We start from the raw sequence: 26,620 nt of genomic DNA, 5'->3' as shown, positions 1-26,620 counted from the left end.
TTCAATTGTTTGCAGAATGTAACTGCTGACATGACGCTTTTGACGGTGCTTTTGGTGGCTTTGGTTTGAGGGGCTCAGGCCGTTTGCCAGGGGACCTGCGCACAGCGATTGATCGATAAGCCATCTTCACTGAGGACGGCGCTGATCAGTTTTGCGGGGGTACGGTCAAAGGTGAAGTTGTAACCGCTGATCCATTGGGATGCAGGCAGGGACAGGTGATCCAGGGCATGGGGTTCAGGGTCGAAATCGTTACTGTCGCTGTATTTGAAGGTTTCACACAGGCATAACACCGGTACGCCCTGGTCGGCAGCCGCGAGGGCTAGCAGATAGGTTCCTGACTTGTTGATCAGGTCGCCATTGGCCAGGATGGCGTCCGCTCCCACCACCAGCACATTCGCATCGCGCATAATCAGGCCGCCCTGGGCTTCGGTGAAGACCAGCACCGATTGTTCCAGTGCAGCAAGACGGCGCGCCAGTTCCAGCCCCTCCTGTTCAGGTTCTGACCGACTGACCAGCCATTGCTGCCGGGTTTTGCGTTTATGGCGGGCGTTGGCCAGCGCCAGTACGGTGGAACTCAGGCTGTGGGTCATCAGGGTCCAGCCGGAGGGCAGGAGGCGGCAGGCCAGCAGGGCAATGCGCCGGACTGCTGTTTTGGACGAGAGACAGAGGTTCTCGGCATGTGCGGCGGCAGCCAGTAACCATGCCTCATCTGTGGCAGGATCGGCTGATATTCGGTCCAGCCATTGCTGCATGAGATTGCGGATCGGCGCCATGGCGGGCCGACAGTCGCGCAGGGCCTGGCCGGTGGCCTCGAGGACTTGGCGGGACGGGGAGGGCGTTTCCAATGCGCAGGTTCTCAACCCGTCGAGAGCCAGGCGCGCCAATTCGCTTGCACCTCGCACATGATCGTTGCTTACTCGGTCGATCAGCGACTCCAAAGTGGGCACCGTGGGCGGCGCAGTCATGGCGGTTCTCCTTTCCATCCCTTGGCGAAGGGAGCGGCGGTCAGCAGGACGAAGCGCTACACTGGTAAGATATCAAAAAAGGACTGAATGACGGAATTTCGTGGAGAGCCTATGTATCAGTTGGTTTTCAAAGGCGAGCGGGTGCCGGGGGTCGATGAAAATACGGCCAGGGGTAATGCCATGGCGCTCTTTAAGGCGACCATTGCGCAGGTGGACCGGATGTTCAGCGGCCAGGCTGTGGTTATCCGCAATAAACTGGATGAAGAGACGGCCACCAAATATCAGGCGGTGCTGCGCAAGCATGGGATGATCTGTTACATCGAGCCGATGGCGGGTGTCGAAGCGCCGACACCGGCTGCCGCTCCTGCCGAGACCCCACCGCCCGCCAGCCGTCCGGAGCCTGCCGTGCCGGCGGCATCCGCGCCTGCGTCCGAGGGGACGGTCGAGGTGGAGCCAGGCGATCGATTGCCGGTAGCCGGCGAGAAGGTGGATGACATCCTGTCCCACTCGTCGCTCAAGCTGGATCCGGTTGGCGTTCGAATGGAGGCGCCAGCAGACGTCGAGGCTCCGGTTTTCGAACATCTCGATGATTGGAGTCTGGCGCCAGCTGGATCCGATCTCGGTGAGCAGCGGGATGCTCCACCTCCCATCGTGCCGGATGTGTCGCATCTCTCTTTGGCAGATGAGGAGAAAAAATCCGGCTGATCTACTCCAGCGGATCCACCACGACCAGTTCGGGGGCATCGCAAGGCCCGTTCATCGGGCGGCGCACAATAGCCTTGTATTCATTACCCGGACTGGCGTTGTGGGGGGGGTGGGATTTCCGGAAGAGCGTATTCCCCGGATAGAAACGATAAGTGGCGTGGTGATCCCTGACGGCCACCAACTCGGCGATCCCGTGGACCTGACTCCAGGCGCAGGAAACGTGCTGTTTGCGGGGAGCCTTTGGGTGATGAGTCTGGCTCTGTGAAACTGCCGGTGGCGGTGGAGCTGGCATGGGGGGAGGTTGGGTCGCGCAGCCGGCGAGAAGCAAGGGGGCCAGTAATCCCCACGCGGGTTCTATTCTTAGCGTCCCGCCAGCAGGGCGTCGGCGGGTAATGCGATACCAAATCCTGTTCATGCCTCGCGCAGGTCGATCCCGATGCGTTTATTGCCGATGTAGACACTGAGACAGGGATGCCGGTGGCAGCCGTTCAGCGAGCCGCCCGATCCGAGGGTTCGCGCTTTGGCAGGCTGTTCAATACTTGCTGGCACTGGCGGTCGACATATTCGTCGAAGATCCGCAGCATCCACTCTTCGTCCCGCACCTTGATGGCTTCAATGGAGTCTCGCATATGGTGCAGGCTGTCCTCCAGCATACCCGTCCCCTGACGTAATGCAACAAAAGCACAGCGTTTTGCGGATGGCCAGAGGTCGCGGATGGCCGCAGTAATAAAGTAGTTGTCGGCATAGGCCAGGGAGGTCTGGGTATATTCGATGCCCAGATCGAGGAACTGCATCAGCTGACCTTTGCGAAAACACTCGCTCATCCGGGCATACAGCGATTCCAGCCGTTCCATGTCGGGTGGCGACCAGAGGTAGATGAACTTGCTGCCGCTGTAATGAAGGTAGAGCTTCATGACTTCATAGAGCGAACGGACGAATGGCTCGTCCAGTTCGGTGACAAAGGCGCCGCGACGGGGAATATTACGCACCAGATGGCGCTTTTCCAGCAACAGCAGGGCCTCTCGCACAGAGCCGTGACTGACTTCCAGTTCCTTTGCCATCGCACTTTCATAAATGCGCTGACCGGATTCCAGACGGCCAAATGCAATCAGGTTTTCGATGTGCTGGGCCACCTGTTCGGTCAGGGTTTCCCGGGGTTTGAAGGTCAGCATTCCACGACTCGCGTTACAGCTCCGCTTCCGGATGGAGCCTTTTCAGGCCTCTGTCAGGCAGTGGGTAGACGTATCCGGAGACAGATACCCACAGATTAATCCTCGCACAGAAAACAATCTTTGCAAATTGCAACTTGCAAAACCGCGTAAAAGGTCCGGTTTTAGCCAAAAAGGTCCGCTTTACAGCAATGGCGCTGCAAGGCGTACGCCGCGACAGGCCAGGCGAAACAGCAACGAACGATCCTGATAGTCCTTTGCCGTGAGCTGTATGCATTCGGTGAGGTCGTGTTCGAGCATGCGGGTGACGGCTTCGACGAAGCTGGAGGAGGTGACCAGCAGGGTCATCTCGAAGTTCAGACGCATCGAACGGTTATCCAGGTTGGCCGTTCCGACCGCGGCATAACGGTCGTCTACCAGCAGGACCTTCTGGTGCATGAAGCCGGGCTGGTAGCGGTAGATGTTGATGCCGGCCCTGCTCGCCTGCACCAGATAGGAGTAGGCGGCGAGCCTGATCAGCTTGTGGTCCGGGTTTTCAGGAATGATGATGCGCACATCGACGCCCCGGAGGCTGGCAAGCTGCAGCGCGTTGACGATTTGCAGGTCGGGCACGAAATACGGCGAGGCGATCCAGATCCGCTCACGGGCTGAATTTATGCAGTTGAGGAAAAACAGGGTGCAGGTCTCGAAGTCGTCCGCCGGGCTGCTTGGGAGCACAAGAACGTTATCGCTGCCGCCTTCGGGCTCGTGGCCGTTCCAGTTGAGTGGCGGCACCCGGTTGGCAACCCAATACCAGTCTTCCAGGAAACTGAGCTGTAGCACGCGTACAGCGGGGCCTTCCACCTGGCAATGGGTATCCCGCCAGGGGCTGAGCGTTGGTTCGGCGCCGAGATATTCGTCCCCCAGGTTAATTCCTCCGACGAAACCGACCTGGCCGTCACAGATGAGCAGCTTGCGGTGGTTGCGGAAATTGATCTGAAAACGCCGGCGACGCCGGTTGCCGCTGTCGAAGGCGCGGATCTGGGCGCCCGCCTGGCTGAGACTTTCGATGTAGTCCGTAGGCAGGCCTGCGCTACCGATATCGTCATAGATGAAGTAGACCGCCACGCCCTCGTGCAGTTTTCGCAGCAGCGCATCCTGAACACGGCGGCCGATGTGGTCGTTGCGGACGATGTAGAACTCGAGCAGCACGTAGCTGCGTGCCTTATCCAGTGCGTCGAACAGGGCGTCGAAGGTTTCGCTGCCATTGTGCAGCAGTCGGCAGTGATTGCCGGTGGTGAAGGGGAGCCGGACCAGGCTGGTGAGAACCCGCAGTTCCGGAGACGTCTGGGGAGCCCCGCTTTGGTACTGGCCAATCGCCGACTGCAGTGCGTCGACGAGATGGGCGACCTCCTGGTCTCCGGTGCGCCGGGCACGGACATAGCCTGAGAAACGATTGCGGCCGAACAACGCATACAAAAAGAGTGCAATGTACGGGAAGGTCAGCAGTGCGATGATCCAGGCAACCGCCCCCTGCGTCGTGCGGTAGCTGAGGAGAATGCGGAAAATGCAATAGAAGGACAACCCGTAAAGCAGCACGACCAGTAAGGCTAACAGGCTGATGTTCCCCATGCGGACGGTTCCCTGCCAGATCGGTTAACGGTAGGATGATGCCAGCTTGCCGCCTTCAGGTCCAAGTCCTTGGTGGTCAGGCCTGACTTTGGTCATTTCCAGGAGGAAATATGCTGGATCTGCAGGGATTTTACGAGAATCGGATCTTTCCGCGCATGCTGAATGTCGCTGATCGAGCCTTCCGGCGGGAGCGGGCTCACCTGTTGGGTGAAGCGGCTGGCGATGTCCTGGAAATCGGCATCGGTACTGGCAATAGTCTTGAGTACTACAGCCAGCAGATGACGTCCCTGACCGGGATCGAACCCCACAAGGGACTGCTCGAGCAGGCGCAGGCCCGTTTGCAGGCGCTGGATGTTCGTTTGGCCGAAAGGGTCACGTTGGTCGAGGGCGATGCCGGACAGTTACCCTTTGCCGACGACAGCTTTGATACGGTGGTGGCCTTTCTGGTGTTCTGTACCTTGCCGGACCCGGCCCGGGCGGCCGCGGAGGTTCGGCGTGTATTGCGACCCGGCGGTCGCCTGCTCTTTTTTGAGCATGTACAGGCGGGCACGCGCTCGCTGGCGCGTTGGCAGCAGCGCTGTAACCCGCTCTGGCGTCATCTGGCCTGTGGTTGCAACCTGAATCGTGACACGCGACGCACCTTCGAAGCCGCCGGTTTCCAGATACGGATGCTGTCCTCCTATCGGCACCCCAAGATCCTGTTGCCGCTGGTGGCGCCCGTGATCCTGGGCGAAGCCGGTTTGTCGCCATCGGCATCCGCCTGATCCCCAGGAATATTTCATGCCCCGTAGTTTGAGTGACTATCGCGTCTGGATCGACCGGCTCCGGCCCTGGCTGGTTCGGGACGTGACCGTGGTCGACGAGCAACCTCCGCTTCAGCAGGTATTTCGTCAGCACCCGCAACTGTTGATCATCCTCAATCATGGCCCGATGCTGGGACCGGTACCGGTTCTGCTGGCTGTCGCCGATCAGGCGTTGCAGGCTGGCGGTGAGGAACGACGTCCCTTTGGCATCACCTGGCGGGGCTTTTATAAGATACCGGTGTACCGGCGCCTGATACAGTGGCTGACCCAGGTGGGTGCTGCCGTGTCGGTCGACAAGGCGGTTGAATTACTGGCCGATGGGAGCTTTACAGACTGCTGCATCATGCCGGAGGGCGAGTTGTGCAACGTCGGTAATGGTGTCGATGTCCAGCCGTTCCTGAGTCCGCGATTTGTCGAGGTGGCGGTTCGCGCAGGGGTGCCGGTGTTGCTGGTGGCGCATCACGGTGCCGGGCAGCTCGGGCGGCCCCTGCCGGTCGATCCCGCGTTACTGGGATTGTTCCGCTGGATGCCTGGCCACCTGTTTTCTGCCCTGCAACGTTCCAGAACCCTCAGCATTCCCTGGTTGCTGCAACCGAGGGTGAAACGGCTGTGGCTATCTTTCGAACTGTGCGAGCTGGCTGTCGGTCAGGAAGATCTTGAGGCGGCTGACGCCGGGGAGCGCATCGACGGCGAGGCTCGACGCTTGCGGGCGCGCCTGCAGATGATGGTGAATCGGCTGATTCTGGCCGCTGAGGGCGACTGAGTCAGCTGGCACTGTTTTGTCGGTGTCGTTCCCGGTACTGCCCGGGCGATTCGCCGGTCCATCGCTTGAATGCCCGGCTGAAGGCGCTGAGCTCGGAAAAACCGAGCAGAAAGGCGATTTCACTGAGGGCGTAGCGGTCCTCGGATACATGTCGCAGTGCCCGTTGCTGTCGAACCGATTCGACCAAGCCCTGAAAACCCTCCCCCTCCTGTTTCAGTTTGCGGTAGAGCGTCTGCCGGCTCATATGCAGCTGGCGTGCGATATGGTCCGCGTCCAGCTGCTCGCTGCTAAGCTGGCGTGCAATCAGGCGTCGTACCCGGCGGCTGAATGCCTTACGTGACTGGAGGCGAGCGAGCAGGCCATTGACCTGATCCAACAAGGCCCGGTACAGGTAAGGGTTGCGCTGGGGGAGGCGCCAATCAAGATAGCGGCTGGCGAAGGTGAGTCGTGTTTCCTCGGCACCGAAGGTGAGGGGACATGCGAAGATTTTATCGTACTCCTCACGGTAGGCCGGTTCAGGGTGGGCAAAGGCGAGGCTTTCGATGTGCAGCCGGGGGTGGATGAAGTGCCTGGCCCTGGCGACGGCTGAGGAGACTGTGCGCTCCATGTCTGCGATGCAGTAATCGTCCTCCAGGTCGCAGCCCCAAGTGAGAACCGCGCTTTCCCCAACGGTTTCCAGGCGGATATCCACGGCCTCGTTAACCAGTCTGTGCAGGCGGGTATACTCGCGCAATGCATGGCCCAGCGTATCGCTGTTGAACAGGATATGGCCGACGAGACCCATGCGGTCGGGTTCGACGATTTGTCCCAGGTGCAGGCCCAGCGCGGGATCATCACTGGCCGTCAGCGCGAAATGCCACAGCGCATAGTGCCGCTCCGCCGGCAGGCGACAGTCAGGGTCCTGAAGAGCGGTGAGCGTCGTTCCGAGTACCGCTTCGATATCGGCCTGGCGGGCGCCGTAATGGTTTAACAGACGGTTGGCCAGGGTCAGGGTGCCCGAAGCGCTGACGCAAGGAACAACAAGGCTTTCCGGTGTGGACCGGGTCATCGACAGCCACCTTTTTGCAGTCTCGGGTTGTTACACAATGTCAAACAGTTGGGACAGCGAGTCAAGCGGGTTCGCCAGCCGAAGCCTATCCTGTCAATACGGTGCAGCAGGTACCGAACGTTGCCCTCACCGTCCACTGTTGTGGCCGGCGTTGCTCTGTCATTGCACTGCCGCCGAACTGTCATCCGACGGTGTCAGTCTGAGCGGAATGGATGCAGTGACCCTGTCATCGACCATAGGTCTTAAGTGAGGTTTGTCATGGATATGGAAATTTTTGTGCCCCAGTGCGAAATGGAACGTCAAAACTGCCAGGCTCTGGCTGAGTACTTGAGCGCTATCTACTTCGGCTGAATCCTGACTGCCGTCGGGGGCGATAAACTTCCGGCGGCAGGTATTCCCTTCTTTCGCGGACCTAGCGCGCTTCCTGTTCGTCCTGCTGGACATGCAGGCGGCGACGCAGTTTCTCGCTGCGATCCAGAATGCCTTCGATACGTCCCAGTTGAGCCTGGGTTGTTAAGGCCTTCATATGGCGCGATGCGCTGTAATCGAATTCGAGTCCATAACGCCGGGCGATGCCGTGACGATGTAGGTTGCGCACAACGGCAACGAGGCGGTCGACTTTCAGGTCTCCCATATCCAGCAATAGCGTTGCCCGTACTTCCACCACATCGCCTTTCTCCAGTTCCATGCCGGTGGATTCGAACGCCAGACCCGTGCGGGTAAAGTCCTCCGGATTGACGGTTTCCCATTTGCCGAAAAGGCCGCGGCGCGTCTTGACCTGGACGCTGAGTTCGGCGGCCGGAAAGCGTCTGAAGCGTCGGCGCTCATGCGCCTGTGCGTTCTGGGCACTGTGCATATCCATTCGTTCCGATTAGCTATGACGAAAAGTTACTGAAGCGTAGCCCAAAATGCCGTGAGACAAAAACAGCAGACGCCGGGACCATACAGCGCCCGGGCAGGGATAAAATTGCTGGGATCATGTTCACGGTGCCGTAATGTTCGGTAGGATAGGCTGTCTCGCCGCATAGGGTCTTAACAGCTACCGGTGAGCTGGAGGCGTTCCGGCGAACAGGATTCCGGTCGCGCCCGAGGTTTAATACAGGAGTCTATCGTTGTCGCGCGCGACTGAAATTTTCGATCTGGATCCCGGCTTTCTCGACGATGACTGGTTATCCGCGCAGATGCGCCTGTTGATGGGGCTGTCCAGCACCGGGGGCGATGGCCGGCAGCGCCTGCCGGAATGCTGGCAAGGGCATGAGGATGCCCTGGTTCTGCGTCTTAACCAACTGATCATGGAAATGCGACTGCGCGGACAGGCGACCCCCGAACCCCTGGCGCTGACTGCCGAGTCGGTCATCTGGCCGACACAGGGGGCGACTCCGCTCGAGGAGCAGGTGGCTCGTGTTGGCGAGCGGGCGCGCAATGGCCGGCCAGGACGTATCCGGCTGCCGCGTAACGATCACGAACTCTGGGCCAGCTATAAATACACGGTGCTGGCCCGCAATCATCAGGCCTACCTGCGGTTCGGGCAGCGTATCGCGGCCCGGGCGATCCCTTATGACAGGCTCTGGCAGGAGATGGTCAACGTTTCCCACGTGGCACCGACGCCGGGTGCCGTGCGCAATGCGGTGCAGCACATGTGGGGTTACGTCTCGAATTTTTCCTCGGTCAACCCGCAAATCGACAGCCTGCGTGAACTGTTGTCCGAAATTCAGCGGCTCGCGGCCGCGCACAATGTCAGCTATCTGCTGAACTCCACCGCGTTGGGTGAGCTGATGGTCTGGGTATAACTGGAGATTTCCTGTCGATGACTTTGGAGTTGTATCATCGGGTGAGCGGTGACGGGCCACCATTGATCCTGCTGCATGGCTTGTTCGGGTCGCTCGATAACCTCAACGGTGTCGCCCACCGCCTGTCCTCCCATTTTCAGATCCATGCGCTCGACCTGCGTAATCACGGGCGTTCTCCGCACGCCAGTTCCATGTCATATCCGGATATGGCGAACGATGTGCTGGCCTATATGTCGCGTCACGGCCTGGAACGCGTATCGTTGCTAGGACACTCCATGGGCGGCAAAACCGCGATGCAGGTAGCGCTGAGCGCGCCTGATCGTGTCGACAAGCTGATTGTGGCCGATATAGCACCAGTGTCCTATCCGCCGCATCATGACGAAATCCTGGCGGGCCTGGCGGCGGTGGACCCAGCCAGTCTGCACTCCCGTACCGAAGGGGACCGGATCCTGGCTGACTATGTGCCTGAAGTCGCGGTCCGGCAGTTTCTGCTCAAGAATCTTGTGCGCCGTGAGGGGGGTGGTTTTGCCTGGCGCATGAACCTGCCGGTGATCCGGCGCTGTTACCAGCAGGTGACAGCCGGTCAGCAGGCTAGCGGTCCTTTCGAGGGGCCGGTACTGTTCATCAAGGGGGGGAATTCGAATTATATCCAGGCGCGTTACCGGGATCAGGTGGCGCGGTTGTTTCCGCGGGCGGAAGTCCGGATCATTCCGGGCACCGGGCATTGGCTGCATGCGGAAAAGCCGGAGGTGTTCGCTGCGCTGTGCGAACGTTTCCTGCTGGCGGATGAGAAAAAGGCGGCGCCCGCGACAGGCGATCCGGCGGAGGGTGGCTATAATGAGTAACACTTCGGCCCAATAAAAAACGTGCCCGCCAACAATGCCGGAGTCCAGCGACCATCATCAGCGTCGGAGATGCGGGCTCAAGGCAATAGGATAAGCCCATGCGCGCGGAACAGGCCCGCTCTATCGATATTCCCCCCGTCCTGGATATCGAAGCGTCAGGATTCGGTCAAGGCAGCTATCCGGTGGAAGTCGGTTACGTGCTGCCGAATGGCGAGCGGGGTTGCGCGCTGGTGCGCCCGGAGCCGGATTGGACGCACTGGGACGAGGAGGCGGCCGGTTTGCATCAGATTGACCGGACAACCCTCGAAAAGCACGGTCGTTCAGCGGCCGATGTTGCTGCTTGGCTGAATAAGATCCTGCGGGGGCAGGTGGTTTATTCGGATGCCTGGGGGCAGGATCTTTCCTGGATTGGGCGTCTTTACGACAGCGCCGACGTGCAACCCAGCTTTCGCCTGGAAGCCCTGCAGGTGCTGATGTCGGAAAGCCAACTGCGTAATTGGCTGCGTGCCCGCGAGGAAGTGCAGTCCGAACTGCAACTTCGCCGTCACCGGGCCAGTGCCGATGCCTGGCTGATTCAGCAAACCTTTCTCAAGACGCTGATGTGGGAGCGCGATACCGTTGCGGCTGGCTCCCAGGCGCTGCAATTCCGTTAAACGCGGTCTCAGCGCTCAGGCTTCGATGATCTCAATCGTGTAAGGCTCGTCGCCCATCGCCTCTTCCAGTGCGGCCCGGCTGGCGTGCAGCCGTTCCAGGCGATAGTCGAAATAGGTCTTGGCGCTCAGGCATATGCCCGCCAGCACGATAAGCGCGGCCACGGTAAACATCGGAGATACTGCCATCAACATGGGATCCGTACTCACCTGATCGGAAAATGAACGAAGTGATCAAAAAACGAACGGAAGCTTAAGCGAGGACACGGACAGGCGCAAGGCCAGTGCCGGGCTATTACCTCGTTTCTTGATCTGGCTCTATGGCTGCAAGTTAGACAATGCCTTGACGCAAAAGTGGTTTCCGGGCATGTAAAGAATTGTTAGCGCGGGTTCACCGGCGAGTTGGCCGGTGTCATGCCGTGCGGCAATCGGTCTGTCAGAATCTCAAAAGCGCCGCCGTGCTCGCTCAACAGGCGCCGCGTGGGTTGTCCCCGCTCCCGAATGTCCACCTCGCAACGCGCCACCTTGCTGTTCAGGCAGAACTTGTCGCCGCCGGGCGGATTGCCATAACGCAAGGCGGCAAAATCCGCCTCTTGGCCGGTAAAGCGCGCGTGAATGCGCGTCTGGCGATCGCCGGTCTCCCACTCCCAGGTGAAGGGTTGATAGCGGGCCTTGGCGCGAAAAGCGGTGCTGAGGCTATTGAAGGTCCAGGCGCGTGTTCCGGAGCGAAGGACCATCAGGGTCATGGCCGGGCTGAGGAAGGGACCGATGGCAACTCTGGCCGTGGCACATTCCAGAAACGCCTGTGGATCGTTGTCGAAGGCTGCAATTTGGCCCCAGGCGTAGGCGTCCGTATGCCGGCTGCCCCAGTTGTGGTTGAGGCTACCGGGCCACTGGGCAAGTGTCAGGCTGTCGCCGTCCAGACTGAGAGTCCCGTCGACGCGGATGCCCGGTTGCAGGACCAGGCTCTTCGCTTTTGGAAAACTTCCGCCGTAGAAGTGCTCCGGCAGGAGCAGAAGGCTGTCGTCGCGCGGTTGCCAGGACAGGTCCCAGGCGAGGGAGCCGAGACGGCCCGCCGCCGAGTGATCGGTCAGCGCGGCCTGGGGCAGCCCCACATCCACGGTAGCCGGCGAGAAGCGACAGTCGCTCAGCGGCCAGGATTCCCTTAGGGCGATCACCGGCTTCCCTGGCAGGAAAACCATGGCCCAGAGTTCGGCGATCGTCGTCTGGCCAACACCCCTGGGGCGAAATAGGGTGTACCGGAGCCAGACAGCGCGTGCGGCTAGAGGATCGTTTGCCCGCAGGAAGAAACTTTCATAGTGGCCCTGGCTCTGGGTGTCATCGTAACGGCACCCCCACCAGCGTTGAGATCGGTTCATGAGGTTGTCTCGTTCTTGGTGTCGGAGCGCCAGCGCAGCGATAGGCAGTCCAATGGAAAGCGCCAGAGTGGGGCCCGCCATGCCAGCTCGGCGCCGCCAACCCGTTGTCCGTCCCGGTCGACACTCAGCGGGCAGGTCGTCAGCGTGTAGCGAAGGGCGCCCAGCCGATAGGTTTTGCGCCCATGGCATTCAAGGATGCCACTCTCGTGATGAACCCTGAGCCGGTATTCGGGACCGTCGATATGCAGTGTCAGGTCTCCGTCGACCGGCCAGGACTCGCTGTCCTCACCAATTCGGGCGTAGCCGGACAGCGGCATAGGGCGATCCAGGAACCAGGTGTCCGTCGCACAGGCATCCAGATCCACAGCAAAGAACTGCCTGGAGCCCTGCCACTGAATCCATCCTTCGAGACGCTCGTTCAGCGCCAGCAGGGGATGGGGGAGAAAGCGCGGTCGTGTCATCAAGGGACCTCCAGAATTCGGATTCATCCGTTCGTCAGTCGCTGTGCCAGTAGGGCGGCACCGCGCAGGGCCAGCGCCATGATGGTGACCTGGGGGTTGACGCCGGGAGCCGATGGCAGGTTGCTGCCGTCCATCACATACAGATTATGGTAGCCGAAGACCCGGTGGGTCGGGTCACAGACACCCTGTGCCGCGTGGGGCGCCAGGCGGCAGGTGCCCAGGGGGTGATAGGCGGAAACGAGAAAGTCGCGGGGGTGTCGTGCGGCGCCGATGGCTTGTTGGGCCTCTTCCAGCGATCGCAGTTCCTGGCGGAACCTAAGGCCAGGGAGATTGACGCTGCGCGCACCGGCGGCGAAGTACATCGCCGTCAGCAGGGCTGTTGCATGCTTGAACCGCTCGAAGTCGGCCTGGTTCATACGATAGCTGACCCAGGGGAACGGCAGTCCCGGGACGTGGCGCACCCGGCCCCGGCTATCGTCGCGAATCATGAAACCGAAAAAGGCCGTTTCCTGATAGCGCTGCATCTGCTCCGCAAAACGCTGGCCCTGATAGGGCGACAGCAGGCCATGAACCGGTAGCGGTAAGGTGGCGCCTTCGAACAGTATCCCCTCGTCGGCGAGATCGGAGACGCCGAAACCCTGCGGGATCGTATGGGAGTTCCGGAAGTCCATGCCTGGGAACCAGGCGGTGACCGCACCGGCCGGATGCAGCGAAAGATTGGCGCCTAGCCAGGCATTGCGTACCCCTTCCTTTTGCAAAAAAGCGGGGGTCAGCAGACTGCCCATACTCACCACGACGGCCCGTGCTCTGACCTGCAGGCGTTTGACGCCATCGGCGGCGACGGCCTCAAGCCCCTGTATCTGGGCGCCCTGCCGCTGGAGTCGCTGCACACGGTAGCCGCTGACCAGGAAGGCTCCTTTTTGCAGTGCCTGAGGCACGAAACTGACCTGCGTCGACTGCTTGGCCTCGGTGGGACAGCCGAACTGACAACGCCCCTGTCCGTCACAGCCCACTGCATTGCGGGGCAGGCAATGCGCCTGTTGGAATCCCAGCGCTTTGGCCCCCTGTTCGATGATATCGGCAACGGGCCCGACGTGGCGGCGCTCGGCAGGCTGCACCGAAAGAACCGATTCGACCATTTCCAGGTGTGGTGCGAGTCGGTTATTGCCAAACAAGTGCAGTCCTGCTCCATGCCACTGTTCGAGAATGGCCGCTGGCGGCCGCACACAGGTGCCTGAGTTGATGGTGGTCGTGCCGCCGACGCATCGTCCGAGCGGCACCGGAATCAGGGTGTTCCCGACAGTGCCGGTCAATCCCCGATGTCGGTAGAGTCTCTCGACGAGGGTGGGCAGGTCTTCCGCCAGGGCTTCCCGGTCCGGATAGTCGCCTTCCTCGATCATGAGAACCGCGAGTCCGTGGGACGCCAGTTCCCAGGCCGCAGCAGCGCCTCCCGCACCCGTGCCGACGACGACGACATCGGCTTCCAGCGTTTCGTTCTCAGGGAAATCCTGCGGGGTGGCGATCTGCTGCCGCCAGCGTGGTTGCTCCGGTTGAGCGGGCGCCGCGGGGTCCGGTCGCTGGCCCGTGCGTGCCAGTATCCGTGGCTCGGCAAGCCAGCGCAGGCGTGCGGGAGCGCTTAGGGCCTGTAACAGTGCACCGGAAACAGGATGGGCTGCCAGGGAGTCCAGCCAGCGCTCCCGTTGGGCCTCGTCCAGCGCGGACAATGGGGCGCCGAAACGCAGGCGACTACCCTGTTCCAGGCATTGACCAAGCCAGTATTCCAGTCGCTTGTCAGGATCGAGCGGCATGGGGTTCTGTCCACAACAATGAACGGACTCTCAGCTTAGACGGGTTGGCGTTTGGGGAATTGGCGGCAGCGCCTGGAAAAGTCGGGCATATGGGCAAAAGAATGGCGGGAAAAGGACGGCGACCCCGCTGGAGGTCAGGGCCACCGCTGTGCTGAATCCCACATTCGCAATGCGAGGTCCAGGAACGGATTCCGTGGCGGTGACAGTTTGCGCGCCCTTTGCGAGGGTGAGGCAAACTGTGCTTTCATGGTCGTAGAGCCCGCCGGTACGTCAGAGATGGCCGCTCACGGAGATGCTTTGCATGCTAGCAATTATGGGTCCATGATTTTTGTAGAGACTTTATAATCAGCTGGTTAGATCTGTGAGTCGTTGGTGCTGGGGAGTACTGTCGGGTGATGCTGTAAAGGTTTTTGACACCTTTCCCAGGATCGGATCATGCGACGTGAATACCAGCGTTTGAGCCGCCGCACGCGTCTTCTGCTCAGCCAGCCCGAGGGCCAGGAAGTTGAGTTCAAGCGTAATCTCGGTGCGGTTAAGCAGAAGATCCTGATAGCCTTCGCCAATTCGTTGACGGGTGGAACGGTGCTGGTGGGCGTCGAGGACGGCGCTCGGGCAGACGGTGTCCAGCGTGGCCATATCATCGGTTGCGATGTCAGCGACAGTGCTCGCCTGCAGATCCAGAACAAGGCCCTGAGCTGCATCCCTCCCATTACCATCCAGATCGTGACGGAGAACCTGGCCGGCCACCCTGTGTTGCGGATCGAGGTCCCGAGCAGCCCGAACAAGCCCCATTGCAGTCAGTCCGGCGACTATTGCATCCGCAGCGATGGCCGCAATCGTGCCTTGCAGCCGGATGAAATGCTGCACCTCTTCATGGAGCGGGAGAGCGAGCAGTTCCTGATCCGTTTCAAGCATGCCGTCAGCAAACTGGAATCCCAGGTCACCACCATGGATTCGGAATTGCGCCATGGCGTCGATCAGATGCTGGACGACATGCATCGCCTGGACCGGGATACCATGTTCATCCTCAACGAACTCTACGGCCGGTCGATGGCCATGCGGGCAGAAACCTCAGCGTCCCAGCAACATGACCACGACTTGAATGACAAACTCCGGCGAATCAAGCGCAGCGTGGACCGGAAATACAAGGATCTGGCACTCCGGGTCGGCGACCTCAATCTCAAGATCGACGCCCTGCTGACCCGCTTCTCTGTCGAGGATCCGTTGCGCCGCCGCGCCCAGGAACAGGTAACCGAAATGGCTGCGTTGATTCGGGAACGGGATAATCCAGCCCTGGTCGCTGATTTCCTGGATGTCGTGGCGCGTATGTATCCGGATATCGACGAGGCCACCCTGCGTGCCTGGGTGCGACAGGCAATGGAGGCGGTCGATGCGGTACAGGCGTCCACCCGCCGGGCCCAGCGTTCATCACAAGACGACTCTTGACGCATACCCAGGATCGCGGTGTCTGCGTAGAATGGCGTCCGATGTCATGCCTTAGCGCGGTATCCTGTACTCGGTTGCCTGTGCGATGGCTGTCATGGCTGATTCGCAGGTCGTTATCGTATTGGGAGACACTGATGGACGTACCCCTGGAAACGCTTGAATGGGATTTGCCGGATCCTTTCATTATGCCGATCACGGTGGGGGATGAGGATCTGGATCGGTTGGGGCATACCAACAATGTCGTTTATGTGCGCTGGCTCGAGGATATCAGCTGGGCCCATATCGAATCTCTCGGCATGACCTGGGCGCGGCAGGAAGCGTTTGGGCGTGCCATGGCGATCACGCGCACGGAGATCGATTACCTGGCCCCGGCCAACCGGGGCGAGAAGCTGCTTCTGGGAACCTGGCTGGTGGGTTTTGATGGTCGTTTGCGCTCGGCCCGGCGCTTTCAATTGATCAGACCGGCAGATGGGCGCACGCTGGTTCGGGCCCTGTCCCGCCATGTTTGTGTCGATCTGGTCAGCCAGCGGCCGGCACGTATCCCCGCTGAAATGGCTGAGCTTATCCGCTCTGCGCAGGTGGCCGATGATAGTGCCCTTGCCTGATGCACCGTCGGTGCAGGGCGAGCCTCCGCGCCGGCCGTTTCGAGCGAGGGGCGCCAATGTCGTTCGCTGCGGCGACTGTCGCCTGCCTGATCGAAACTGTATCTGCACCTTTCGGCCGCGCCTGAATGCAGCTGTCGACTTCTGGTTGATGATGCATCCGGACGAGGTCTACAAGCCAACCAATACCGGGCGGTTGATCGAAGAGTGCCTGCCGGGCACCCGTCGCTTCCGCTGGCAGCGGCGCGAGGCCGATCCCGCTTTTGAGGCGGCACTGACACAAACGTCGATTCAACCTTATATCGTCTTCCCGGCAAAGGGGGAGCCGTATCAGCATCGGTGTCAGCCTTTCCGTCCTGAGCCGGGTAAACGCCCTGTTTTTATCCTGCTCGATGGCACTTGGCAGCAGGCAGGAAAAATGTTCCGTCTCACCCGTTACCTGGACCCGCTGCCGGTGTTGTCGTTGACGCCGGAACAGGGCTCTGAGTATGGGCTGCGAAAGGCCTCACACGAGGGGCAGCTGTGTACGGCGGAAGTGGCGGCTGCGCTCCTGCAACTGGCGGGGTTTGCCCAGGAAAGCCTGCTGCTGACCCGCTATTTTCGGGTATTTTCCCGGCATTATGTGGCAGGGCGTCACAGCCGGAGTATCCTTGAGGACGACGAGGACATGCGTTGCTTGCGAGATTATCGTGGGCAGCGAGGCTAAGGAGCCATTGAACGATGCATCACTCTGCAAGCGCAGCATTGTGCATCGGTGTGTTCAGGGTTTCCTAATCACCCAGGGGCGGCTCTGCCCGGGAGGCGGTTATGCAGCAGGTTGTCATAGAGCGGTTTGGCGATGCGGATGTCTTGGTCGAACAGGAGCGCGACATACCTGAGCCGGGTCACGGCGAAGTCGTGATCAAGGTCGCCGGGGCGGGTCTTAATCCGATCGACTGGAAAACCCGGCGCGGCCTCGGTTTTGCCGCCGAAAAGCTGGCGTCTCACCTGCCTTGGGTGCCTGGCTACGACCTTTCGGGTGTCGTGGTCAGCGTAGGGTTGGGCGAATCGCGTTTCGTACCCGGCGACCGGGTCATGGGCATGATTGGATTTCCGCTGGGTGGCGGCGCTTGTGCCACCCATGCCCTGGTGCGTGCCGACGAGCTGATTGCCGTTCCTGAGGCGGTCGACCTTGTGGACATGGGCGGGGTGCCGCTGGCTGCGTTGACCGCTTGGCAATGCCTCTTCGAAGTAGGGCGGGTGGCGCCCGGTGCCAAGGTGCTGATCCATGCCGGCGCCGGTGGTGTCGGCCACTTCGCCGTGCAGTTCGCCCGCCTGCGCGATGCCCATGTCATCGCGACGGCTTCTACCCATAATCTTGACTTCGTCGATGGTCTCGGCGCCCACGAAGTGATCGACTATACCCATGACGATTTCGTCGACGCCTGTTACGGCCTGGATTTCGTGCTGGACCTGGTCGGCGGCGAAGTGGGGCGCCGCTCCCTGCACACCCTGGGAGAGCATGGCATGCTGGTTACTGTGCCGACCGCCTCGGCCAGGGCGATCATCGAAAGCGCCGAAACCCTCGATCTCGAAGCGACCGGCATGCTGGTGCATCCTGATCTCGAGCATCTGGAGGCGATTCTCGACCTGCTCGTCACCGGTGACGTCAAGGTGCATGTGCAGCAACGCTTCCCGCTGGCGCAGATGCCGCAGGCACACCGTCTGCTGGAGCAGGGCCACGTTCGCGGCAAGCTGGTGATCAGCCCGCGGGACTGATTTAGCCGAAGCGCCGCAGAATGGTCTGTACCTCACCCAGGTAGCCGCGTCCGAACAGGTTCAGGTGGTTGAGCAGGTGATAGAGGTTGTAGAGCGGCACCCTGGACTCCCACTGGGCATCCAGGGTGCCGGCTTCGGCGTAGGCGCGATAAAACCGTTCAGGAAATCCGCCGAACAGGCGGGTCATGGCCATGTCCGCCTCGGCCCATCCGTAATGAACGGCGGGATCGATCAACACCGGCTCACCGGTTGGGCCAGTGTGAACGTTACCGGACCAGAGATCGCCATGAACCAGCGAAGCCGGCTGCCTGGGAATCCAGTGTGGCAGTTGGCCGCAAATCCTCAATAATCGCCGCAGATCCTCTGCCTCCAGATAGCCGGCCTGTCTGGCCCGGTCTGCTTGGGACTGCAGGCGGAACTGGGCGAAAAAAGCGTGGCCATCCTCGGTCCAGGGATTGCGTTGGAGTGTGAGTCCGCAGAACGTGTCCGTCGTAAAGCCAAAACACGGAGCGGTTTCGCGATGTACATCCGCAAGACCGTGCCCCAATGTTTCCCAGTAATCCTGGCTGGGCTTCCCGGGTTCCAGCCATTCCAGGACGATAGCCTGTCCGCAAACGGCAATGACCCTGGGGACCGGTAGTCCGCCGTTACGGGACAGGGCGGCAAGCCCCTGAGCCTCCGCGTCAAAAAAGCCTGCTGGTGCCTGGGCATGGTATTTGAGGAAAACCTGTCGCCCGTCGCTGAGCGTCAGGCGCTGGGCCTGGCTGATGCAGCCGCCGCCCACGCCCTCTTGCTGCACGGCGTCGGGTAGTGCAAGTTGCCGCAGCAGTCGGGCCAGGACGCGCGCTTGCATCAGGAGGCTCAACTCTGGCTGGTGGCTGGGTTCCCGCCCGCTTCGGCAGGCGCATGATAGGCTTCCGCCGCGGCGGCTTTTTCCCGTGCGGCCTGGGATTCCTGCCCGCGCTCCTTCTCCCTTTCCTTGCCGTTGCCCGGCGGCACCAGACTGATCAGGTCCTTCCCTTGTTCCGGCTTGAGTGGTTTGCCGGCCATGACCGGCAGAACACGCTTCCGGCCATCGACGATAAACAGCGGGATGGCCTTGTTATTGTGCTGGCGCAGCCAGTCCTCGTAGGTGAAGCTTTCCGTCAGTTGGGTGCTTTTCACCGTGTAGCCCTGGCTGACCATACTGGCGAGCTTGGCATAGGTGATACCTTCCCCGAACAGTCCCCGGGTCTGCTGGATTTTTTCAGCGGTTTGATGCCGGGCTTTCTGTTCCTGGTCGCCTTCGGACAGGCTGAAGACATGGCCGTTGCCGAACCAGTCGAGGAAATGATAGGTGGCCAGTGAGTTGAGCTGTTTGTAGGGAGAGATAATCAGGACATTCCCGATACCGGTCAGATCCAGGTGGTTGCTCGCGTGTTCGGATGCCGGGTTACCGAAATAGATGTTCAGGTTGTCCATGCGGGCCAGGCGCAGGTTTTCCCAGTTGGTATCCGTCAGGGTAACGCTGATCTCCCGCTTCGCCAGGGCCGATGCCACCTGGCGTGCCACCTGGTTGGCGCCGAGTATAAGAAAACCGTTGTTGGCAGGCTGGAGAACTTTCAGCAGTCGCGCCATAGGGCGTGCCGTCAGGCTCTGCAGGGTCACGGTGGCGATAATGACCATGAAGACCAGTGGCACCAGGGCCGGTGCATCGCTGTACCCGAGTTTCTGCAGGGGATAGGTGAACAGGGTGGAAACGGCGGCGGCGACAATCCCTCGTGGCGCGACCCAACTGAGGAAGGCCTTGTCCCGCCAGTCCAGGTCGGAGCCGATCGCCGCCAGCCAGACACTGATGGGGCGGGCAATCAGCAGGATCGCCAGCAGGACCCAGAGGAAACCCCATCCCAGTTCAGCGATGGCATGGAAGCGGATACGGGCGGCCAGAATAATGAACAGGGCGGACAGCAGGAGGACGCTGAGAGACTCTTTGAATTCGAGGATATCGTCCACCGGCACGTTTTTCATATTGGCCAGCCAGAGGCCCATGATGGTGACCGTCAGCAGGCCGGATTCATGGGACAGGGTGTTGGACAGGGCATAGACGCCCAGCATGAACGTCAGGGTGGCAGCGTTTTGCAGGTAATGAGGGAGCAGGTGGCGTCGCAGCGCCAGACCCAGCAACCAGCCGCTCATACTGCCGATACAGAGGCCGGAAAACAGCGTCAGCCCGAAGGTGGCCAGGGTATGCGTAAGTACGTTGTCGTGGCCTAAGGATACGATACCTTCAAAGACCAGAACCGCGAGCAGGGCCCCGACCGGGTCAATCAGAATGCCTTCCCAGCGGAGAATATTGCTGAGACGCGATGTCGGTCGCACAGAACGCAGGAGAGGCCCGACCACGGTAGGGCCGGTAACCACAATGATGGCGCCGAACAGCAGGGAAATCGCCCAGGACAGGGACAGCGCCCAGTGTGCAGCCAGTGTGCCGACGATGGAGGTCGCCACGGCGCCCAGGGGAATCAGGTTACGGACAACCTTGCCGTGAACACCGATATCCTCGAACCGCAAGGTCAGGCTGCCTTCGAAGAGGATAACGGCCACCGCCAGGGAAATCAGCGGAAACAGCAGGGAGCCAAACAGATCCTGTGGGTCCAGCCAGCCCAGCAAAGGCCCAACCAGCATGCCGCTGCCGAGCAGCAGCAGGATGGCGGGTATGCGCAGACGCCAGGCCGCCCATTGGCAGGCCAGTGAGAGAACGCCGATACTGGCGAGAATGAGCACGGTATTTTCTGTCATGGCCTTCCCTGTCGTTGTTTTTCCGTCAGGGAGCCGTGCCGGACTCCTCGACCGTAGCGGCCATTGTGGCCTTTCTCGCCAGCCGATCCAAGACGCGAGCACTGGCGAAGAGTCCAAAGGAGGCTGTCACTGCCGTACTGGCCCCGAAACCGGTGGCACAATCCAGTCGAACCGGGCCGTCGGCATCGGGTTTTTGCCGGCAGACGCCGCCGCCTGCGGTTGGGTAGGTCAACTGCTCTGTCGAATAGACACACTCGATGCCGTAGGTGCGCTGTGGGTTGCGCGAGAAACCGTATTCGCGGCGCAGGCGCTGACGGACCTTGGAAAGCAGCGGATCCTGCGTGGTCCGGTTGAGATCGGCCACACGAATCTGCGTGGGGTCCAACTGGCCGCCGGCACCACCGCAGCACACCACCGAAATTTTCTGGCGACGACAGTGGGCGAGCAAGGCAGTTTTGGATTTGACACTGTCGATAGCGTCGATGACCGCATCGAACTCCCGTGTCAGGGTCTCGGTGACATTGTCGGCGGTGACGAACTGCAATCGGGTCGTGACCTGGCATGATGGATTGATGGCCTTGAGGCGTTCGGCCATGGCTTCCACTTTTGCCCGTCCATATTGGCCGTCGAGGGCATGTAACTGGCGGTTGGTATTGGAGACGCAGACTTCGTCGAGATCGAACAGCGTGATATGGCCGATACCCGAGCGAGCCAGAGCCTCTGCCGCCCAGGAGCCGACGCCGCCCAATCCCACCACCGCGACATGGGCGGAGCCGAAGGCCTCCAGCACGGCATCGCCATAGAGACGGGCTATGCCGCCAAAACGATAGTGGTGATCTTGCTGTGTCATGCCTATACCCTTCCGAACGTTGCCCGCGATTGTAGCGGACTTTCGTCCGAATGCGGATGCGTAGCATCCACAGACGCTCTCTTTGCAAGGACCCTCGCTGCACCGGAATAACGCACTCTCAAAATTGGGTCTAGACTTGGGGCTATAAGTCATTAGGGCTTTTAACTGTCGGATTTGTCTATGCAACCTCCCGTTGTCCCGATCAATGAACAATTGCGCCTGGCCAGCCTGCGCGCCACCAAGCTGCTGGATACGCCTGTAGAAGAACGCTTCGATCGGATTACCCGGCTGGCGCAGCGCTTCTTCTCCGTACCGATAGCGGCGTTCACCTTGATCGATGCCCGTCGGCAGTGGTTCAAGTCTGCCCAGGGAATGCCGTTGGTGGAGACCGGAAGGGACCTTTCGTTCTGCGGTCATGTGATTCTCCAGCCGGGCTTGCTGATTGTGCCGGATACGCTCCAGGACGTTCGCTTTGCCGACAATCCCCTGGTGGCCGGCGATCCGAAGATCCGCTTTTATGCCGGCGTCCCGGTACTGGCGCCGGACGGACAGGCGGTCGGGGCGCTCTGCATCATGGATCGAGAGCCACGAAACTTCACAGTGGAGGATCTGGCCTTTCTCAAGGATCTGGGCGCGATGATTGAGCAGGAAATCGAGCTGCCCCAACTGACACCGGCGCAATGGGCATTGATTGAAGAGCAGCAGGAAGGGGGGGATTTGATCGATCCCGAGACCCGCCTTTGGAATCGCGGCGGTATTCTGCGACTGATCGATCGGATGCTGGAGATGGGAAAACGGGAGGAGATTCCGTTTTCCGTCATGCTGGTGCGGGCCGACCCGGTACGCGATGACGGGCAGGGGCTGGACTCGGGGACGCTGCAGGTCGTGGCCCACCGGCTGATGAGCGCGTTACGCTCGGTCGACGCAATAGGGCGCTATGACGCTAGTACCTTTCTCTGCCTGCTGGCGACAGACGAGCGCGAGCAGGTGACTCGTATCGGGGAGCGTATCCGGTCCAGGATTGCATCCGAATCCCTGCGCGGTCAGATCCCCCAGGGGGTTTCCGTTAGTGTGGGAGGCGTCCTGCCTGCTGGTCGGCCACCCGCAGCAGGCGTGTTGCTGAATGCGGCGGAGCGGGCGTTGTCGACGGCTCAAGTGGCGGGGCGTAACTGTCTGGCGCTGGCAGAAGCTGGTTCTGACAAGGTGCAGATTATTCGCTGAAGGCGGGCGCTGGTCGGGCATCGATGTCCCAAAATGACCGATTGATGTCAGAAATTGACCTTCAGGCTCTATCGCCTTTCCCCCAGAATAGTCCACGTTGATTAGTGTCTCTGAACTAATCCGAGGTTTGGAGTTACTCGATTCCGAATCTCCTTGCTTGTCCAGCCACGCTTTTGCGTGGCTTTTTTTTTGGATCGTCGCGGATTAGCGTGAAAAGTCGTAGGGCGCAATAACCGAAGGGCATTGCGCCGAATGAGACGCCACTCGGTGTAACAACACCCCATGACTGACCAACGGCGATACTACACCCGGAAGCTAAACTCGGAGTTTGCCTGCTGCCATGCGGCGCAATGCCCTTCGGTTATTGCGCCCTACCGATGGAGCAAGCGTTAACCTCCAGGTATGACAAGGGGGATCGGGGCAGCGACTTCTCTTTGAAATCAAAGCCGCTTTTCCCGGTAAAGTGCGATGAACCTTCTTTTTTGCCTGATGCCAGCTTTCCGGGCGGCGGTGCCCGCGGCTGCCATGATCAGCGAATGAAGGGATTGAGCAATCGTCCCAGAGGGCCGGTCAGTCTGACGGGTGCGCTGAGGATCGAGAGAGTGACGCAGTCCTCGCCGTGTAGCGCTATCGGTTTGTGGACATCCTGCTGTCCGAGGACGACAAAGTCACCGGCTTCGAAGACGCCGCGATTGTCAGTGAAACCGCCCTGAACCACGACTGTCGTCTCGGTGCCGCGGTGCGTATGCACGGGCGCCTTGCCACCGGCAGAGATTTTCTGCAGGACCACCTGGCCAGGTTGGTCCGGGAATTGTTCACTCAGGTCGTAGACGCTCACGTTGACCAGTTGCCGCTTCCAGGGCAGGGCATTCAGGTCTCCCACCAATTTTCGAAGTGGATCGGTTGTCACCTTGGGTTTGGGCTCGTCTTCCGGCAGCGTTTCGATGCGTGTCAGGATGCGATCGAAGAGATCGTTGCTGAGTGCGCTGCTCTTCTCTTCCTGAAGCAGCATGGCGCCAACGCTATCCAGCATGTCGACCTGACAGCGGCAGCGGGAGCAGACGTCCAGGTGCAGGCGCAGGCACAGCGCCTGGGCCGTGTCGAGGTTGCCGGCACTGTATTCCAGCAAAAGGGATTCGTCGGGGTGGTGCTGAATCATACGGCTTGATCCCGCAAGATAACCTTGAGCTTGTTCAATGCCAGACGTACCCGGCTCTTGACGGTGCCAAGGGGGATCTGGAGTTCGTCGGCCACCATCTGGTGCGATTTACTTTCCATATAGACCTTGGCCAGGACCGTGACCTGTTCCTCTGGCAGGGAACGTAGCGACTCACGTACCCGGCGTTCTGCCAGGATACGGTGCAGGGCAGTAACCGGTTCGTTTTCGTTATCGCCCGGAATCTGCCATAAATCTTCGGTCTCTACCGCCATTTCGGCACTGGAGCGTTGCATCTTGCGCAGCATATCGATGCGCTGGTTACGCGCAATGGTAAAGATCCATGTGGAGGCAGCCGCCTTGCGCCAGTCATACAGGCAGGCTCTGCGCCAGACGGAAATCATGACTTCCTGCACCAGTTCTTCGGCATGGTGTGCCATGCCGTTGGACAGCGCATAGTATTTGATCTGGGGGCCGAAGTGTTCGTAAAGCGACCGGTAGGCTTCGCGATCTCGCTGCTGTCCGACCCGCTCCAATAACTTGCTCCAGGGATCCTTACAGCCTTCTTGGCGTGCATTGGTGTCTCGGGCGGAGGCCACGGGACGCTCCTTCAGGGCGGTGGGCGTTTGTTTCAGGGTAGTCGAAGTCATGTTTGGTTCACAACCCGGGTTCGCAAAGGTTGTTCCTTATACGCTTTGTCGTTGCTCTCGGATCAAACAAGTGGTGTAACTTTAGTGTCCCGGCCTTGGGGAGAAGCCTGTGACGGCTCATGACGAGGAGCTTCGCCATCAGTGGCTGCGCCGTCCCGTGTCGACTGTCAGGCCGGCAATTGTTGAGCTTGTGAATTCGGGTTAAGATCATCGTATCGGTCATTTTCGGACAGCGAGTTGTGGTCAGCGTCCGTGAGCCCGCCGCTTGCAATGCACCTCATTCTTGGAGTCAGTGTGTCGACCGACACTTTTATTCGTGCGCACTATGCCGAAATTCTGTACCAGCTGGCCGTTGATAAAGGATGTAGCGGAGACGCTCTGCTCGATGCGGCCGGGTTGCCGCCGCGATTGTTGCGCGATCCGGATAACCACCTGAGGCTGGACGAATTCGAGCGTCTGGTGCGGGCGGCCCTGGACATGACCGGCGATCCGGCGCTCGGTCTGCATTTCGGCGAACGTCTCAAGTTCACCACGCACGGCGCCTTGTCCCAGGCGGCCGTTAGCAGTGCGAACATCGAGGAAGCACTGCAACTGCTGATCAAGTATTACAAGATCCGCTTTTCAAGCATTGATCTGCGCTTCTTTATCGAGGGCGAGGATGCGGTGATCGAGTTGGATGAGCGAGTGGGGCTGGGTGACTTGCGGCCCTTCCTGATCGAAGCGCTGTTTGTCAGTGTGATGGATGTGAACAGCCTGCTTTTCGGTCTCAAGTTGCTTTATGGCGGCAGTTGCCGGATAAGTTATCCGGAGCCGGCCTATGGCGATGAATACCGGCGCCACTTCTACGATGCCTTAACGTTCGACACCGGCGTCAATCAGCTGCGTTTCCGCAAGGATAACCTGGCCTTACCAATGGCGTTGGCCAATCCGGTCGCCAAGCGTTTGGCCGAACAGCAATGCGAAGAGGAGCTTCGCTCTCTGGGAGCGCGCGAGTCCATCCTGATCCGGGTGCGCCGTTTGCTCGAGAACAGCGGCGATACGTTGCCGACCATGGAGACCGTCGCGCAGCGCCTGTTCACCACGCCGCGTACGTTGCGCCGGCAACTACAGCAGCATGACACCAGTTTCCAGAATCTCCTGGCCGAGGTCCGGCTGACCAGAGCCCAGCGCATGTTGCGTCAGGGCCGGCGTTCGGTCGACGAGATCGCGCAGGCTCTTGGCTATACCGACCCCTCCAATTTCGGCCGTGCCTTCCGCAAATGGACCGGCCTTTCTCCTTCCGCCTACCGGGCCCAGAATGGGCCGGCAGATTGACCCGTTCTATCTGGCAATCCCCGTGTCGCTGTGAAATGATGGTTTCAGTGACCTGTTAACCTGATATGGCCTGCTGAACAAGGAGTTCCGCATGATTCTCCTGTATCAGTTTCCTCGTATTTGGGGTTTGCCGAATCCCAGTCCCTTCTGCCTGAAACTGGAGTGCTGGTTGCGTATGACCGGCCTCGAGTACCAGGTGCGCGAGGTCACCGACCTGCGGCGAACGCCTCGGGGTAAGGTTCCCTACGTTGAAGCGGACGGGGAAACCGTCTCCGACTCCCGTCACATTATCGAATTCCTGTCGAGCCGCTATGAGGTGGGGCTCGACCAGGGTTTGTCTTCGCTCGAACGCGCCGAGTCCCATGCTTTTTCCATTATGTTGGAAGAGCACTATTACTGGGCCCTGGTGTATGACCGCTGGGTCGGCAGCAATCAGGCTCGGACCCTGAGAGGCGTGTTTGGCCATATGCCGCTGGCTTTGCGGCCTCTGGTTGGGATGCTCGTCAAGCGTCACATGCGCGAGGAACTGATGGGGCAGGGTATGGGGCGTCATCTGCCGCACCAGATCTACGAATTGGCCAATCAGGATATGCACGCGGTCAGTGAGTTTCTGGGTGACAAACCCTATTTGATGGGCTCTCAGCCGTCGACGGTCGATGCCACGCTATATGGCTTGCTGTGCAATGTGCTGCATGCCCCGCTGGAAAGTCCGCTGAAGGATTACATCCGGCGCTGCGGCAACCTCGTCGCACTGACGGAACGCATCGACAACGTCTGGTTTGCGGACTTCTTCGGTCAGGCGGAGGCCAATGACATCATGGTCAGTGGCTACTCCGTCCGCTAGCGTC

General features: G+C 60.3%; 28 protein-coding genes. 13 read left to right on the top strand and 15 right to left on the bottom strand.

From position 1 onward, the window contains the following. Window positions 1-74: 74 nt before the first annotated feature. Entirely contained in the window at window positions 75-965 is an 891-nt protein-coding gene (locus CLR77_RS17680; RefSeq protein WP_158227234.1) for a translation initiation factor eIF-2B, read from the bottom strand. A gap of 111 nt (window positions 966-1,076) precedes the next feature. Here CLR77_RS17680 and CLR77_RS17675 point away from each other — a divergent pair, with 111 nt between their 5' ends. After that, entirely contained in the window at window positions 1,077-1,670 is a 594-nt protein-coding gene (locus CLR77_RS17675; protein WP_097462037.1) for a hypothetical protein, read from the top strand. 1 nt (window position 1,671) lies between these two features. Here CLR77_RS17675 and CLR77_RS20050 read toward each other — a convergent pair whose 3' ends face one another. The 3 genes from CLR77_RS20050 to cls form a co-directional block, all read right to left on the bottom strand. Further along, on the bottom strand, window positions 1,672-1,962 hold the full coding sequence (locus CLR77_RS20050; RefSeq protein WP_143269440.1) for a hypothetical protein: 291 nt from the start codon (window positions 1,960-1,962) through the stop codon (window positions 1,672-1,674). A 196-nt stretch (window positions 1,963-2,158) separates the two neighbouring features. Beyond that, complete coding sequence (locus CLR77_RS17665) at window positions 2,159-2,842, bottom strand: GntR family transcriptional regulator (RefSeq protein WP_097462035.1); 684 nt, start codon at window positions 2,840-2,842, stop codon at window positions 2,159-2,161. Between the two features lie 180 nt (window positions 2,843-3,022). Beyond that, window positions 3,023-4,450: a cardiolipin synthase gene (gene cls / locus CLR77_RS17660; RefSeq protein ID WP_097462034.1), complete on the bottom strand. Its 1,428-nt coding sequence runs from the start codon at window positions 4,448-4,450 to the stop codon at window positions 3,023-3,025. A 110-nt stretch (window positions 4,451-4,560) separates the two neighbouring features. On the opposite strand from cls, the gene CLR77_RS17655 reads away from it, so the two are divergent. Together CLR77_RS17655 and CLR77_RS17650 are read left to right on the top strand one after the other, a co-directional pair. Continuing rightward, a complete protein-coding gene (locus CLR77_RS17655) occupies window positions 4,561-5,214 on the top strand; it encodes a class I SAM-dependent methyltransferase (RefSeq protein ID WP_097462033.1) in 654 nt (217 codons plus the stop codon). A gap of 16 nt (window positions 5,215-5,230) precedes the next feature. Beyond that, window positions 5,231-6,016, top strand: a complete 786-nt coding sequence (locus tag CLR77_RS17650; protein WP_097462032.1) for a lysophospholipid acyltransferase family protein — start codon at window positions 5,231-5,233, stop codon at window positions 6,014-6,016. Between the two features lies 1 nt (window position 6,017). Here CLR77_RS17650 and CLR77_RS17645 read toward each other — a convergent pair whose 3' ends face one another. Beyond that, the gene (locus CLR77_RS17645) at window positions 6,018-7,064 is read right to left on the bottom strand and encodes an AraC family transcriptional regulator (RefSeq protein WP_097462031.1); all 1,047 of its coding nucleotides are present in this window, start codon (window positions 7,062-7,064) and stop codon (window positions 6,018-6,020) included. Between the two features lie 412 nt (window positions 7,065-7,476). Next, a complete protein-coding gene (locus tag CLR77_RS17640; protein ID WP_158227233.1) occupies window positions 7,477-7,920 on the bottom strand; it encodes a PilZ domain-containing protein in 444 nt (147 codons plus the stop codon). Window positions 7,921-8,176: 256 nt separating this feature from the next. On the opposite strand from CLR77_RS17640, the gene CLR77_RS17635 reads away from it, so the two are divergent. The 3 genes from CLR77_RS17635 (at window position 8,177) to CLR77_RS17625 (ending at window position 10,352) form a co-directional block, all read left to right on the top strand. Then, on the top strand, window positions 8,177-8,854 hold the full coding sequence (locus CLR77_RS17635) for a DUF1722 domain-containing protein (protein WP_097462029.1): 678 nt from the start codon (window positions 8,177-8,179) through the stop codon (window positions 8,852-8,854). Window positions 8,855-8,871: 17 nt separating this feature from the next. Then, window positions 8,872-9,699, top strand: coding sequence for an alpha/beta fold hydrolase (locus CLR77_RS17630; protein ID WP_097462028.1), 828 nt, complete (start codon window positions 8,872-8,874; stop codon window positions 9,697-9,699). Between the two features lie 98 nt (window positions 9,700-9,797). Then, a complete protein-coding gene (locus CLR77_RS17625; RefSeq protein WP_198962814.1) occupies window positions 9,798-10,352 on the top strand; it encodes a 3'-5' exonuclease family protein in 555 nt (184 codons plus the stop codon). A 15-nt stretch (window positions 10,353-10,367) separates the two neighbouring features. On the opposite strand, the gene CLR77_RS20155 is transcribed toward CLR77_RS17625, so the two are convergent. From CLR77_RS20155 to CLR77_RS17610, 4 genes are all read right to left on the bottom strand, one after another. Further along, on the bottom strand, window positions 10,368-10,538 hold the full coding sequence (locus CLR77_RS20155; protein WP_158227232.1) for a hypothetical protein: 171 nt from the start codon (window positions 10,536-10,538) through the stop codon (window positions 10,368-10,370). A gap of 191 nt (window positions 10,539-10,729) precedes the next feature. Continuing rightward, a complete protein-coding gene (locus tag CLR77_RS17620) occupies window positions 10,730-11,728 on the bottom strand; it encodes a hypothetical protein (protein ID WP_097462027.1) in 999 nt (332 codons plus the stop codon). Further along, a complete protein-coding gene (locus CLR77_RS17615) occupies window positions 11,725-12,189 on the bottom strand; it encodes a hypothetical protein (RefSeq protein ID WP_097462026.1) in 465 nt (154 codons plus the stop codon). Before CLR77_RS17615 ends, CLR77_RS17620 begins: the two co-directional genes overlap by 4 nt. 23 nt (window positions 12,190-12,212) lie before the next feature. Next, window positions 12,213-13,997 carry a GMC family oxidoreductase N-terminal domain-containing protein gene (locus CLR77_RS17610; RefSeq protein ID WP_097462025.1) on the bottom strand — a complete coding sequence of 595 codons (1,785 nt, stop codon included), beginning with the start codon at window positions 13,995-13,997 and terminating at the stop codon, window positions 12,213-12,215. A gap of 435 nt (window positions 13,998-14,432) precedes the next feature. Between CLR77_RS17610 and CLR77_RS17605 the strand changes: the two genes are divergently transcribed. The 4 genes from CLR77_RS17605 to CLR77_RS17590 all read left to right on the top strand — a co-directional run bounded on the left by CLR77_RS17605 (window position 14,433) and on the right by CLR77_RS17590 (window position 17,803). Continuing rightward, the gene (locus CLR77_RS17605; protein WP_097462024.1) at window positions 14,433-15,443 is read left to right on the top strand and encodes an AlbA family DNA-binding domain-containing protein; all 1,011 of its coding nucleotides are present in this window, start codon (window positions 14,433-14,435) and stop codon (window positions 15,441-15,443) included. Between the two features lie 134 nt (window positions 15,444-15,577). Continuing rightward, the gene (locus tag CLR77_RS17600; RefSeq protein ID WP_097462023.1) at window positions 15,578-16,048 is read left to right on the top strand and encodes an acyl-CoA thioesterase; all 471 of its coding nucleotides are present in this window, start codon (window positions 15,578-15,580) and stop codon (window positions 16,046-16,048) included. Beyond that, on the top strand, window positions 16,029-16,751 hold the full coding sequence (locus CLR77_RS17595; RefSeq protein WP_158227231.1) for a tRNA-uridine aminocarboxypropyltransferase: 723 nt from the start codon (window positions 16,029-16,031) through the stop codon (window positions 16,749-16,751). Before CLR77_RS17600 ends, CLR77_RS17595 begins: the two co-directional genes overlap by 20 nt. A 101-nt stretch (window positions 16,752-16,852) precedes the next feature. Then, window positions 16,853-17,803 carry an NADP-dependent oxidoreductase gene (locus tag CLR77_RS17590; protein WP_097462021.1) on the top strand — a complete coding sequence of 317 codons (951 nt, stop codon included), beginning with the start codon at window positions 16,853-16,855 and terminating at the stop codon, window positions 17,801-17,803. Between the two features lies 1 nt (window position 17,804). Here CLR77_RS17590 and CLR77_RS17585 read toward each other — a convergent pair whose 3' ends face one another. The 3 genes from CLR77_RS17585 to tcdA are packed head-to-tail and all read right to left on the bottom strand — an operon-like array spanning window position 17,805 to window position 21,431. Next, window positions 17,805-18,656: a fructosamine kinase family protein gene (locus CLR77_RS17585; RefSeq protein ID WP_097462020.1), complete on the bottom strand. Its 852-nt coding sequence runs from the start codon at window positions 18,654-18,656 to the stop codon at window positions 17,805-17,807. Window positions 18,657-18,664: 8 nt separating this feature from the next. Further along, window positions 18,665-20,581, bottom strand: coding sequence for a cation:proton antiporter (locus tag CLR77_RS17580; RefSeq protein WP_097462019.1), 1,917 nt, complete (start codon window positions 20,579-20,581; stop codon window positions 18,665-18,667). A gap of 25 nt (window positions 20,582-20,606) precedes the next feature. Next, a complete protein-coding gene (gene tcdA, locus CLR77_RS17575) occupies window positions 20,607-21,431 on the bottom strand; it encodes a tRNA cyclic N6-threonylcarbamoyladenosine(37) synthase TcdA (RefSeq protein WP_097462018.1) in 825 nt (274 codons plus the stop codon). A 180-nt stretch (window positions 21,432-21,611) separates the two neighbouring features. Here tcdA and CLR77_RS17570 point away from each other — a divergent pair, with 180 nt between their 5' ends. Continuing rightward, on the top strand, window positions 21,612-22,652 hold the full coding sequence (locus CLR77_RS17570; RefSeq protein ID WP_097462017.1) for a GGDEF domain-containing protein: 1,041 nt from the start codon (window positions 21,612-21,614) through the stop codon (window positions 22,650-22,652). A gap of 529 nt (window positions 22,653-23,181) precedes the next feature. Here CLR77_RS17570 and CLR77_RS17565 read toward each other — a convergent pair. Beyond that, window positions 23,182-23,811 carry a ChrR family anti-sigma-E factor gene (locus tag CLR77_RS17565; protein ID WP_097462016.1) on the bottom strand — a complete coding sequence of 210 codons (630 nt, stop codon included), beginning with the start codon at window positions 23,809-23,811 and terminating at the stop codon, window positions 23,182-23,184. Continuing rightward, on the bottom strand, window positions 23,808-24,458 hold the full coding sequence (locus tag CLR77_RS17560; RefSeq protein ID WP_097462015.1) for a sigma-70 family RNA polymerase sigma factor: 651 nt from the start codon (window positions 24,456-24,458) through the stop codon (window positions 23,808-23,810). Before CLR77_RS17560 ends, CLR77_RS17565 begins: the two co-directional genes overlap by 4 nt. A gap of 294 nt (window positions 24,459-24,752) precedes the next feature. Between CLR77_RS17560 and CLR77_RS17555 the strand changes: the two genes are divergently transcribed. Next, window positions 24,753-25,772 carry an AraC family transcriptional regulator gene (locus tag CLR77_RS17555; protein WP_227519990.1) on the top strand — a complete coding sequence of 340 codons (1,020 nt, stop codon included), beginning with the start codon at window positions 24,753-24,755 and terminating at the stop codon, window positions 25,770-25,772. A 91-nt stretch (window positions 25,773-25,863) separates the two neighbouring features. Continuing rightward, window positions 25,864-26,616 (top strand): glutathione S-transferase family protein, encoded by a 753-nt coding sequence (locus CLR77_RS17550; protein ID WP_097462013.1) that lies wholly within the window; start codon window positions 25,864-25,866, stop codon window positions 26,614-26,616. Window positions 26,617-26,620: the final 4 nt, after the last annotated feature.

It is taken from the genome of Mangrovitalea sediminis (assembly GCF_002514725.1).
Lineage (GTDB): Bacteria > Pseudomonadota > Gammaproteobacteria > Pseudomonadales > Oleiphilaceae > Mangrovitalea > Mangrovitalea sediminis.
The sequence above is the reverse complement of the archived record's forward strand: the minus strand, read 5'-3'. Positions and strand labels throughout refer to the sequence as shown.